This is a genomic window from Spiroplasma endosymbiont of Notiophilus biguttatus, assembly GCF_964030985.1.
Classification (GTDB): domain Bacteria; phylum Bacillota_I; class Bacilli_A; order Mycoplasmatales; family VBWQ01; genus Spiroplasma_E; species Spiroplasma_E ixodetis_A.
Map to the genome: position 1 here is coordinate 1,015,207 of NZ_OZ034993.1, position 12,609 is coordinate 1,027,815.

Sequence of the window (12,609 nt, forward strand, 5' to 3'; positions counted from 1 at the left end):
CTTCGGCTATTGCGGGTTTAATTATATTTATTATAGTAAAAATTGTATTAAAAATTAATCAAATATTTTAAAAAAAGGTGGTGAATATTATGTTAGGTAGGTTTTTAAGAAAAGATAAAGGTATTAATAATCAAGAAAAACCTAAATTAACTTTTTTAAAAGATAAGAGTACACATGCTTCTATTTTAAGTTATTTTGGTTTTAATGATTTTAATCATGAAACTTATTTTACTGATTTTGTAGCAGAAAATAATGCTAATTTATATAATGCTCCATTAGAAATTAATAATGAAACTATTAAACAGTATTTAATTCAACAAGAGTTTTATAGAAAAAATTGAAATTCTATTTTTAAGTTAAGTAAATTAGGAATTAGTGGTTATTTAATTTTTATTGCTAATGATGATTTATATTTTCAAGTAGTTGATATTCAACAAAGAGTTTATGACATTACTGGTAAATTAATTCAATGTACTATTTTTTATGATAGTTATGAACAAAATGCACAAATGGTAAGATTATTTGAAATTTATAAACTAAATAATGAACAAGTAACTATTAATCGTGCAATTTATAGTATTAATGATAATAAAAAACAACTGCCATTAGATTTTAAAACGTATATTAATAATCCCAATTTAGAACAAGAACAAACATTAAATATTAATTATATTCCAATAGCAATTATGAGAAATAAAGCAAATGAATTAGCAGATTGTGATAAAGTAATGGATAAAATTAAAGCATTAGATGTTATTTATGAACAAATTGTTTTAGATACTATTTTAAACTCACCTAAATTTATTTTTAATCAAACTTATGGTAATGTTCAATCAACATTAGAACAAGCAGTAAGAACTTTGGTTACTAAAAACTACATATTTAAAAGTGGCGGAGATAATAACGAACAAAACGAAAATATTAATATGACAAGTAGTAATTTTAAAGGTAAAAATTTAACTGATATATACGATTGAAATGTTAATGAAATATTTAAACGTTGTGGTATTCATATACCAAGTCAAAAGAAATCTGCACAACAATCAGTTCCCGAAAGTACAGCAGTAAATATTTCAACTATTAATTATATTGAACAAAAATTATGACAATTTAATATTGATATTCTTAAATTTATTCAAATATTAGTAAGCGTAGATAAAGATTTATTAAATAGTAAAACATTTAATATTAATGATGAACAAGAAATTAATAATTTAACAGTTAAATTAAAATTATTTAACCCCGAAAATAATCAATTAATAGGAGATAATAATGGACAGCAAAGACAACAAACCACAAACGAAGTTTCCACAGAAACAAACTAAACTTAATCAAGCAGAAGCAGAAAATGATTATTTAATTGATAATATTCCTTATGATTTTACTAATATGATGGGTGCTACTAGTGACCCTGATATTAATAGAGCATATGATGAATTTAAAAAAAGAACAATTTATATTTATGAAATTGAACGTTTATTTAAAAATAATGAAAATAATAGTTTAAGATTTTCAGCAAATACTATTAAAATAGGTTTTATTGATATTGATAAAGTATTAAAAACTACTGCTGTTGAAACATCAGACTTTACTATGCAATTAAATCAAAGAGCTAGCACAAATATTAATGATAATACTATTGAATATAGTATGACTGATATTAAAAATTTAATATTTCAAGAAATAAATTTATTAAATCAATTTAAGTTATATGCAGTTAGTATAAATGAACCATTAACTGAAAATAATATTGATAATTTATATATTATTAATAATTATTCCCAACCTTATCAAAATCCAAAAACTAGAAGTACTAAAAGTATAACTATTATTAAAATTAAAGATTTTAAAACAAGAGATGGTTATCCAATTATTATTAAATTGCAAAAACCATTAGATAAAGATACCAAAGTTATTGGTTTAAAAATTAAAGCGCCTAGAAGCATGATTTTTGGCAATATAAAGTTACTTGGTGAAGTTGACAATATGGAAGTATACCCTAAATTATTCGTTAAAGATAAGATAGCATTTCCGCTATTATCAATGCCTATTGAAACTCAACCAAAAGTTAGAATATTACAACAATGATTTAGTGAACAAATATTACCTTGAAATTTAGCAAAACAATTTATAGGACAAGAAAAATCAGTTTTAGATTTAATTGCTATTGGTGGTGGTAGAGAAACAAGAAAAGAAATTATTAATAATGCACGAGTAACAAATGCTTGATTAGGATATTTTTTAAGTTCTATTGATTTTCATGAATGACCATTACCTAACGAAAAAGAACTTAAAGATAAAGAAGTATGAAAAATTCATGATGTTTTAGGAAAAGAATATGTAAGTATTGCTACCAATGATAAATTTAAAGATATAGAATTAGAAATAAAAGACAAACCACCAATTGATAGTTTGCAAAAAGTATTATTAGATATGCTAACTTATACATATAGTTATAATAGGAATTTTGATGGAGCAGAATATAGTAATGGTAATCCAACAAATGATATAGCAAAATTACGTCAAAAATTTGAAGGACAAAAATCTGATGATGTTATTACCAACCTATTTAAACAATGAAAATTAGATTATCCAAGTTATATAAACTTACCAGAGGCTAAAATAATTAAACAAATAGTTATTATGTTATCAAATAATATTTATTCAAATATGTCTATTAACAAAGGTTTAAATGATGATTATAAGTTATTATTACCATATTATTTTGAATTAAAATCAAATCCTATACATTCTACTTCTGATAAAGTTTGAGAATTTAAAGATGCAAAAGTAATATTAAAATCTGCATATTTTGATTTTACAAATATTAATAATATTAAATTAAAAAATAATGATATTAGTCAAAATCAATTATTTAAACTGGATGATAACCAATTTAATTGATTATCTATTACAAACGAATTAGAAACCAATAATATTCCATCTTTAATTCCTGCCGATTGAACGCTCGGTAATGGTGAATATGGTAAATATTTTACAAGAGCAATTATTGATAAAAATAAAATTGAAAATGCTTTAAAGTTATATGGTTCAAATAAATCTCAATTATTTTCTAAATTAGAGTTTTATAAAGAAATATTGCAAATTGATAATAATGATGAATTTGAATTGCAAATTGAAAATCCAATTAATAACTTAAATCGGATTGAAATAAGTGGTGTATTTGGAGCTGGAAATTATGATTTAATTTTAATAACTAATAATCAAAATATAAATTTAACTAATATTAACCTATTTGATAAATATAACGAGAATATTTCTTATATAAATTTAGAAATTTAAATTATTTAAAATATCAATTTGGATATGTACCATCTCATACAATATCATCTGGATGTACTGGTTTACTACCAAAATATAATTCAAAAATATCACTACTAGTATGTTTATTAAGTCAAATAGTTGTTGTTCCATATACTTTTTCACCATTTGGTTTTAAATAATAATTTTCCATATTATGGGTAAGTACCCCCCCCATGATTAATCCTATTGTTCCTGTCACTGCACCAGTTAGTGCTAATGCTAATGTTATTTTACTTAAATTTGTTTTAATTCATGTTTTCATTTTATTTTCCTTTCTACAATAATTTATGGTTTTATTTTTTTACCTTTTGCAATATTAATTGGTTTAGATTTTTCCATTTTATTATCAATACTATTTATGACTTTTTTTGAAAAAACTGGTGCTTTTTTAGTATTTAATATTAATAATAATTCATTACTTTGATATATTTTTTCATTAAAATAATCTATTACAGATTCGTGGTATTTAATTTTAGAATTTATTTTTTTATTTCAATCAGTAAAATCAAAAGATGTGTCTTTTAAAGATATATTATTAAATTCTTGGATCGGCTACAATTTATTGGACACTAATTATGTAGACAAATAACAATATTTGTTAAAAGAAAGGAAATATAATTATGGCCAATATTACTTCATATACAGATGAATTTAAAAAACAAATAGTAGCTTTATATCAAAGTGGCAAATCAGTATCTTGTCTTGTTAAAGAGTACAATGTTACAAGAGCAGTTGCATATAAATGAATTAAGCAATTTACTAATTCGGGAAGTTTTAAAACTAAAGATAATCTTTCTGATTTAGAAAAACAATTAATTCAAATGAATAAAGAATTAAAACAATTACGAATGGAAAATGATATTTTAAAGCAAGCAGCACTAATAATAGGCAGAAAGTAGAGATTATTGCAAATAATAAATGAAAATATAAGATTCGCCCAATGTGTCGTTTTTTAAAAATTTCTAAATCAACATATTATTTTAATTTAAAGAAAAAAGAAGATAAAATCAAAAATAATATTTATGATCAAGCTGTTATTAGTGCTTTTAAAGAAAACAAATGTGTTTATGGAACAAGAAGATTAAAAGTCATACTAGAAAAACAAGAAATTTATTTATCAAGAAGAAAAATTAAAAAAATTATGGATAAACATAATTTAATGTCAAAATACACTAAATTATCATTTAAAAATCATCGTAATAAAGTAAATAATGAACAAATCACTAATATTGTTAATAGAAACTTTAATAATAGAATTAAAAATGAGGTGATTGTCAGTGATCTTAGTTATGTTGAAGTTAATGGTAAATGAAACTATATTTGCTTATTAATAGACCTATTTAACCGCGAAATTGTTGGACATAGTGTAGGTACTAAAAAAGATGCATCATTGGTATATCAAGCATTTATGCAATCAAATCGCTGTTTAAAAGATATGCAAATATTTCATAGCGATCGAGGTAACGAATTTAATAATAAAATTATTAACAAACTTTTATTAGCATTCAATATTACCCGCTCTTTAAGTAAAAAAGGTTGTCCTTATGACAATGCTGTTGCTGAAGCAACTTTTAAAACTTTCAAGACTGAATTTATTAATGACAAAAAATTTACATCATTAATACAGTTAAAATTAGAATTATTTGATTATATCAATTGATATAACAATATAAGAATCCACAGCACTTTAAACTACTTAACTCCCATTAAATATCAAGAAAAAATGTCTACCAAAAAATAGTCCTAAAAAGGGTTGCCATTTCATCTTGATTTTTTTTCTTTTCTAAAAAAGATATTTCTGTATGAGCATTTTCTATATTTTTCTTAAAATCTTTAATAGATTGTTCTATTTTATGTTTTTCAAATTGACTCATATTAAATTACTCCTTATGTCTTAATTTTACTTTAAAATTGTACTATTTTTCATTATTTTTACAAGTATGCTTTTAAACGAAAAATAACGCCTAAATTCAAGGCGTTTATTTTGTGAAATCATAACTATTAATTATATTGTACTTGTTTATTATATGGCAAATGTGAAGATGTTTTTTTTCACAGTAGCATTATTTTTACCCCTAATTATATTTTTATATGGATATAGTGCATAAAACAATGCATCATATGGGTCTTGATACATATTTTTGTCAGGAATGTTAGTTTTGGTTTGGTCATAACGTAATTCTTCTAAACATTGAGTGGTCTTTGGTAAATCATTTTTATTAGCATAAAAATTTCCATAACTCATAATATTTCTCATTCAAACTACTCTATTAGTTAATCCTGCTTCTTGATTTAAATTTGAAGCGTGTTTAATAGCAGTTTGTGTTATTAAAGTAGTATTATGTTCATCGATTAATTTTTGATTTAATCAATCAATAGCAGTTCTTGCTTTATCATCATAAAAATAAACAGTTTGTGCAAAATCTTCAAAATTATCTATTAATCCCAAAACTTCATTTACATAAGCACTAATTTTTTCGTTTTCATTTATAAAGTCATTTGGTGTAACTACTAATTCACAAATAATATAAGCATCATAATAGCCAGTATTATTATATTCTTTAAAACCCACTACCATAAATACTGTATGGTCTTTGTGACCAGTTGCTCAATCAATACCAACACTATAAAAATCAAATTTATACATATCTTTTTCTTGATTATAAAATTGTTTTAAATCATATTTTTGTCAATATTTTAATGTTTTTTGAAAAGGAAAAATAGTAGCATCACTATCTAAAAATTCAAAGCCATAATAAACAGTATTAAATTCATCAGGATTTTTCTTTTTGAGTTCTAGAATTAATTTTTTAGTTACTGGTTCTAATTTATTTCAAAATGGCAATAATGTAAATCTTAAAATAAATAATCCTAAACCCGAAAATGCTTCGGTGTCTTCATAATAAATCTTACCAATTTTTTTCAAAGTATCTGTCACTTTATCATTTAATGGTAAATATGGCGTGCAATAAAGTAAATAAAATGGATGATATTTATCATAAGGATTACAAGTAAAAGAAATAAAATGATTTTTATAAAAATAACGAGTAATTTTTTGACCATAAGTTGAACTAAATACATTTCTATCAATAAATGTTCAACTTCAGTCTTTAATTGGTTGATTTGATACTTTAATGCGATTACTACGAAACATTGATAATTTTAAACGTTCATAACGTTGAGTTAATTGTTTTTCACTTAATGTTTCTTTTTCTTCTGCCATAATAATTTCATCAGTTCTTGAACATAAATAACTTGAACCACCAACTGCTTTACCAAAAATTTTATTACCATTAGCATAACCAATAAAATCAATTTGTTGATTATTGGGAAAAATAATACATCCACCATCCTTAGTTATTTTTCACTTAATACCATGTGGATTATTTACTCCTAAATGAATATTATAGTTATCTGCTAAATATTGACAAACATCCATTAAAGACCCAATAGTGGTTTCATTATGAGTATTTTCATATCTTCTTACTTCTTGAACACTACTATCACTAAAATTACAACATATAAATAAATCAAACGCTAAACAGTTTCAAGTTTTTCTTGTTAATCGTGCTGTTGGAACAAAACGATAAAAACAGTTGGTTGTGAAAAATTCTGCTCATTCATCACCAACAAATTCTTTAAAAATATCTCAACTAAAACCATAATTATTATCACTAAAATTAAGATTATATTTTTTATTTAATTGTGCATAACTAGTAATAAAAGCCATTTTTACTCCTTATTTTTTAAAAAAATTAAACTTAAATTATTAACAAAACAAATTTAGAAAGGAACATTAAAAATGTTTATATTACCATTCGCAAATCATTTTGATTGAGACAAACACGATTTTAATCAAGATGAATTAAGTTTAAAACAAACAGAGGAATTATTTTCAAAAATAGATGATTATTTATGAAATACATGTGATAAATCTGTATATAAATCATATAGATTTAGAAAAAGAAAATTAAAAACAAAAAAAGGTTTATTAAATTATAAACGACGTATTTGTACTTATTATAACACAGAAAAACAAAAAAATGAATATGTATCGTTATTAGATAACTATCTTGGTGTTAAAAAATATAGCAAACTTGCACCAAATGTTATTAAACAAATTTTAAAATATTTTGCTGATGATAAAAAGTATCGTGATGTTTGTGATACTTTTATTGAAGATTTAATAAGTAATAGTACAGTTTGCAGAACATATCAAAAATTTGAATTACCAAAAGTTAATATTCCTAAAATAGTATTACAACCAAATCAAACTTTATATATAAATATTGATGATGGGCATAGAAAATTTAAGTTTAATGAAAAACACAATACTAAAAATTGTAAAAAATGTTCTATGAGATTAATAGTATTTTGTACTGGTAAAAAGAAAAATGGAAAATTAATTAATAAAAGAGCTGCATGTCAAATAAGAGTATCAAAAACAGAAATTGGTGCTGAAAAAACTGCAAAATTAATTGAAAAATATGGTAATTTATTTTTTGAAAATTTTGAACAAGCAAATTTAGTAGTTTGCGGAGATAGCGCAAAATGAATTAGAAAAACTGCTACAATTTTAAATGCTAAATTTATTTTAGATAAATTTCATGCTTTTCATGTTTTATTTCTTGGCATAATGGCTGGAAGAAGAAAAAATAAAATTGCTAAATTACACTATGAAAATGCAATAAATTTATTTTCCAAAGGTCAATATTATGAATTAATTGATTTTTTAGAATCATTAACTTTACAATATAAAAAATTAAAAGTTGGTTATTTTATTAATGCCAAAGATGGTGTATTAAACCAAGCATTAGTTGAAAATATTGGTTGTTTTACTGAAACGAATATTAAACAAATTTTAAAGCATATGATTGGTGATAGAACCTATAACATTGATATGTATACAAAAATGGTTAATTTTAAATGCTATCAAATAAATACTGCCATCCAGTTATTATAAATTAAAATTAAAAATTTTAAAAAAACCAAAAATAAAATAAAACTTATTAAAGTAACTATTAATAAGAATTTTTGAATTATAAAAGTAAGTATTATTGTTGACTAATATTTTACAAGTGCTAAGATTAACATACAATTGCATATTGAAGTCTAAATTATTCTCGTCTAATCTTATAATTTAAAGACAAATTTGAATATTATTGACAACATCGGTATACTCCCTTATAATTAGTTGCATTGATTTCATTTTTATTAGATTCTAAAGAACATTAGACTTACTGCATAACGTTTTTAAGTTTTAATGATAAATTATAAAATCCTGCAATTAAATTAAATCTTAAAAATATTCGTTTTCTGGCTTTTCTAAATTTATAACCAATAATCTTAAAACATTTTAAAAATGCAAAAACATGTTCAATTTTTCTACGAGTTTTATTAATAATCTTATTAAAGATTTTGGTTTTATTTGTTTTAGGATTATTTTTGCTAATTTTAATGGGTAAAAATGTATTAGCATGAATTTTTTGTAAACCTTGATAACCTTTATCTGCAAGAATTATAGTTTCTGGTAAAAACTTTAACTTTGAATTCTTAAAAGTTTTAAAATCATGATTTTTACCAATATCAGAAAAAATATTTAAAATTTCATTAGTATTTGCATTAATTACGGTTTGAAACTTAACAGTATGCATTCATTTTTTACCAGAAAATCAATCTTTTTGGTTATATTTTGGTCGTTCTGTTTCTACCTCTGTTACATCAATTATCAAAATTTTATTTTTTAATTCTTCTTTTTAAAAAAATATTTTTATTTGTTAAATTATTAAACTTATTATTCTTTATTAAAATATCTTCAATTGAACGAATATTTCGTAAAGCAGTAGTATCAACCATACCATACTCAGCACCAATACTATGATATGTACGATTTTCATATAAATATCTTAAACTCATTACTAGTCGATCTTCTATTGACATTTTATATGGCCTTCCACCAATAGTAGTTTTGAGTTTTTGATGTTCTAATAAAATATTTAAAATTTCGTTAAAAACGAGTTTATTAATACCCACTATTTTACGAAAATATTGATCAGATTTATCTTTTAATTCAAAATATGTCATAAAGTTTATCCTTAACTATTCAAATTTTATTTTAATAATAACAAAAAAATAAAAAGTTAACTAGTTATGCAGTAAGTCTATTGTTTTATTAAAATTTTTTCTACTTTTGTATGTTTTTGTTTTTGTGCTCTTATTAAAGCAGTTTCACCACGTAAATTTATTTGATTAATATCAGCACCATTTTCTATTAATAACTCAACTACATTTAAATGACCATTTTTAGCGGCTTTTGTTAAAGCAGTATTACCAAATTTTGTTTTATGATTAACATTGGCATAATTTTTCGGAATTTTACGTTTATTGGCAATAACTTATATACATTATTATTTCTGAAAACTATAATTAGATATTAGTAAAATAAAATCTAATTAAAGGTGATTGAAAATGAATATTTTAGACATAATAAATAAATTTCCAAACCAAGAATCTTGTATAAAATTTTTAGAAGAAATAAGATGAAATAACAAACCAAAATGTCTTTTTTGTTTTAGTGAAAAAGTTAACTCTGTTTTAAAAGAGTCGCGTTATAAATGCAAAAAATGTCATAAGTCTTTTAGTGTAACTGCTCAAACTATTTTTCATCATACACGTGTACCACTTCAAAAGTGATTTATTTTAATAGTATTAATGGCTAATGCTAAAAAAAGTTTATCATCATCTCAAGCTTCAAGAGACTTAAATTTACGTTTAGCAACTGTATGAAAAATGATGCATAAAATTAGAAAGGCAATGGCTAATGATGAGATTAAATTATTAGCAAAAATATTAGAGATGGATGAAACATATGTGGGTGGAAAACCGCGTAAATATAATGATGTTGATAATAAAAATAACTCATTACGTGGTAGAGGAACTAGTAAAGAGTGTGTTGTTGGCATTATTGAACGAAATGGTAATGTTAAATTATTTCATGCAAAAAATAAAAGTATTAAATCTGAAGATTTAATGAAAATAGTTAAAGAAAATGTTGATATTAACAATTCTATTCTTTTTACTGATGAATATCGTGGATATTATAAAATGAATAAAATTTTACCATATGAACAAGTTAATCACAAAAAATATTTTTCTTATAATGGTATTCATACAAATACAATAGAAAGTTTTTGAGCAATATTAAAAAGAGGTTGAAATGGCAACCCTTTTTAGGACTATTTTTTGGTAGACATTTTTTCTTGATATTTAATGGGAGTTAAGTAGTTTAAAGTGCTGTGGATTCTTATATTGTTATATCAATTGATATAATCAAATAATTCTAATTTTAACTGTATTAATGATGTAAATTTTTTGTCATTAATAAATTCAGTCTTGAAAGTTTTAAAAGTTGCTTCAGCAACAGCATTGTCATAAGGACAACCTTTTTTACTTAAAGAGCGGGTAATATTGAATGCTAATAAAAGTTTGTTAATAATTTTATTATTAAATTCGTTACCTCGATCGCTATGAAATATTTGCATATCTTTTAAACAGCGATTTGATTGCATAAATGCTTGATATACCAATGATGCATCTTTTTTAGTACCTACACTATGTCCAACAATTTCGCGGTTAAATAGGTCTATTAATAAGCAAATATAGTTTCATTTACCATTAACTTCAACATAACTAAGATCACTGACAATCACCTCATTTTTAATTCTATTATTAAAGTTTCTATTAACAATATTAGTGATTTGTTCATTATTTACTTTATTACGATGATTTTTAAATGATAATTTAGTGTATTTTGACATTAAATTATGTTTATCCATAATTTTTTTAATTTTTCTTCTTGATAAATAAATTTCTTGTTTTTCTAGTATGACTTTTAATCTTCTTGTTCCATAAACACATTTGTTTTCTTTAAAAGCACTAATAACAGCTTGATCATAAATATTATTTTTGATTTTATCTTCTTTTTTCTTTAAATTAAAATAATATGTTGATTTAGAAATTTTTAAAAAACGACACATTGGGCGAATCTTATATTTTCATTTATTATTTGCAATAATCTCTACTTTCTGCCTATTATTAGTGCTGCTTGCTTTAAAATATCATTTTCCATTCGTAATTGTTTTAATTCTTTATTCATTTGAATTAATTGTTTTTCTAAATCAGAAAGATTATCTTTAGTTTTAAAACTTTCCGAATTAGTAAATTGCTTAATTCATTTATATGCAACTGCTCTTGTAACATTGTACTCTTTAACAAGACAAGATACTGATTTGCCACTTTGATATAAAGCTACTATTTGTTTTTTAAATTCATCTGTATATGAAGTAATATTGGCCATAATTATATTTCCTTTCTTTTAACAAATATTGTTATTTGTCTACATAATTAGTGTCCAATAAATTGTAGCCGATCCAAGGTTTTATCGGCCAATTTCATTGAGTTTCAAAAAAATGACTCCAATCTTATTTAAATGAATTTTGTTTTAAATATAATAACCGTAAAGAAAAAATCACATTTAAAAATATCATAATTAAATTATTTATTAAGAATTAAGTGTTAACCAATAAGCGTAAAATTCCGTAATTTTTTAATAAAGTTTCAACTATTTTTGTGTAACCTTTTTAGCAGCTAATAATAAAGCTGTATCATCATTTTTGTTTATATAATTAACATTAGCACCATTTGTTACTAAAATTTAACTATATTTTCATGACCTTGTTTAATAGATAGTGTTAAAGCAGTATCTATTGTGTTATTTATATGATAGACTTACTGCATAACGTTTTTAAGTTTTAATGATAAATTATAAAATCCTGCAATTAAATTAAATCTTAAAAATATTCGTTTTCTGGCTTTTCTAAATTTATAACCAATAATCTTAAAACATTTTAAAAATGCAAAAACATGTTCAATTTTTCTACGAGTTTTATTAATAATCTTATTAAAGATTTTGGTTTTATTTGTTTTAGGATTATTTTTGCTAATTTTAATGGGTAAAAATGTATTAGCATGAATTTTTTGTAAACCTTGATAACCTTTATCTGCAAGAATTATAGTTTCTGGTAAAAACTTTAACTTTGAATTCTTAAAAGTTTTAAAATCATGATTTTTACCAATATCAGAAAAAATATTTAAAATTTCATTAGTATTTGCATTAATTACGGTTTGAAACTTAACAGTATGCATTCATTTTTTACCAGAAAATCAATCTTTTTGGTTATATTTTGGTCGTTCTGTTTCTACCTCTGTTACATCAATTATCAAAAT

13 protein-coding genes are annotated in these 12,609 nt (G+C 22.9%); 5 read left to right on the forward strand and 8 right to left on the reverse strand.

The window, feature by feature from the left end:
- Positions 1–89 precede the first annotated feature (89 nt).
- Together AAHM85_RS06085 and AAHM85_RS06090 are read left to right on the forward strand one after the other, a co-directional pair.
- Entirely contained in the window at positions 90–1,325 is a 1,236-nt protein-coding gene (locus AAHM85_RS06085; protein WP_342261394.1) for a hypothetical protein, read from the forward strand.
- Positions 1,273–3,303: a hypothetical protein gene (locus tag AAHM85_RS06090; protein ID WP_342261395.1), complete on the forward strand. Its 2,031-nt coding sequence runs from the start codon at positions 1,273–1,275 to the stop codon at positions 3,301–3,303. Before AAHM85_RS06085 ends, AAHM85_RS06090 begins: the two co-directional genes overlap by 53 nt.
- Before the next feature lies 1 nt (position 3,304).
- On the opposite strand, the gene AAHM85_RS06095 is transcribed toward AAHM85_RS06090, so the two are convergent.
- Complete coding sequence (locus AAHM85_RS06095; protein ID WP_342261396.1) at positions 3,305–3,586, reverse strand: hypothetical protein; 282 nt, start codon at positions 3,584–3,586, stop codon at positions 3,305–3,307.
- A gap of 358 nt (positions 3,587–3,944) precedes the next feature.
- Between AAHM85_RS06095 and AAHM85_RS06100 the strand changes: the two genes are divergently transcribed.
- Positions 3,945–5,065, forward strand: a protein-coding gene (locus AAHM85_RS06100; protein WP_425289706.1) for an IS3 family transposase whose coding sequence is annotated in 2 segments (ribosomal slippage) — positions 3,945–4,188 and positions 4,188–5,065 — 1,122 coding nt in all. Because the reading frame shifts where the segments join, the coding sequence is not laid out codon by codon here.
- Here the strand turns inward: AAHM85_RS06100 and AAHM85_RS06105 are convergent.
- Together AAHM85_RS06105 and AAHM85_RS06110 are read right to left on the reverse strand one after the other, a co-directional pair.
- Positions 5,052–5,198, reverse strand: a complete 147-nt coding sequence (locus AAHM85_RS06105; RefSeq protein WP_342261397.1) for a hypothetical protein — start codon at positions 5,196–5,198, stop codon at positions 5,052–5,054. The two genes, AAHM85_RS06100 and AAHM85_RS06105, sit on opposite strands and share 14 nt — an antisense overlap.
- Before the next feature lie 149 nt (positions 5,199–5,347).
- On the reverse strand, positions 5,348–7,054 hold the full coding sequence (locus AAHM85_RS06110; RefSeq protein WP_342261398.1) for a hypothetical protein: 1,707 nt from the start codon (positions 7,052–7,054) through the stop codon (positions 5,348–5,350).
- A gap of 72 nt (positions 7,055–7,126) precedes the next feature.
- On the opposite strand from AAHM85_RS06110, the gene AAHM85_RS06115 reads away from it, so the two are divergent.
- Positions 7,127–8,287: an Mbov_0401 family ICE element transposase-like protein gene (locus AAHM85_RS06115; protein ID WP_342261399.1), complete on the forward strand. Its 1,161-nt coding sequence runs from the start codon at positions 7,127–7,129 to the stop codon at positions 8,285–8,287.
- A gap of 274 nt (positions 8,288–8,561) precedes the next feature.
- On the opposite strand, the gene AAHM85_RS06120 is transcribed toward AAHM85_RS06115, so the two are convergent.
- The 3 genes from AAHM85_RS06120 to AAHM85_RS08475 form a co-directional block, all read right to left on the reverse strand.
- Positions 8,562–9,056: a transposase family protein gene (locus AAHM85_RS06120; protein WP_342260487.1), complete on the reverse strand. Its 495-nt coding sequence runs from the start codon at positions 9,054–9,056 to the stop codon at positions 8,562–8,564.
- 4 nt (positions 9,057–9,060) lie between these two features.
- The gene (locus AAHM85_RS06125) at positions 9,061–9,408 is read right to left on the reverse strand and encodes a transposase family protein (protein WP_342260488.1); all 348 of its coding nucleotides are present in this window, start codon (positions 9,406–9,408) and stop codon (positions 9,061–9,063) included.
- Between the two features lie 77 nt (positions 9,409–9,485).
- Complete coding sequence (locus AAHM85_RS08475; protein WP_425289729.1) at positions 9,486–9,716, reverse strand: ankyrin repeat domain-containing protein; 231 nt, start codon at positions 9,714–9,716, stop codon at positions 9,486–9,488.
- Between the two features lie 76 nt (positions 9,717–9,792).
- Between AAHM85_RS08475 and AAHM85_RS06130 the strand changes: the two genes are divergently transcribed.
- A complete protein-coding gene (locus tag AAHM85_RS06130; RefSeq protein ID WP_342261400.1) occupies positions 9,793–10,557 on the forward strand; it encodes an IS1595 family transposase in 765 nt (254 codons plus the stop codon).
- Positions 10,558–10,559: 2 nt separating this feature from the next.
- On the opposite strand, the gene AAHM85_RS06135 is transcribed toward AAHM85_RS06130, so the two are convergent.
- A protein-coding gene (locus AAHM85_RS06135; protein WP_425289710.1) for an IS3 family transposase occupies positions 10,560–11,680 on the reverse strand; the annotation gives its coding sequence in 2 pieces (ribosomal slippage) (positions 10,560–11,437 and positions 11,437–11,680; 1,122 coding nt in all).
- 431 nt (positions 11,681–12,111) lie between these two features.
- Complete coding sequence (locus tag AAHM85_RS06140; RefSeq protein WP_342260487.1) at positions 12,112–12,606, reverse strand: transposase family protein; 495 nt, start codon at positions 12,604–12,606, stop codon at positions 12,112–12,114.
- Positions 12,607–12,609: the final 3 nt, after the last annotated feature.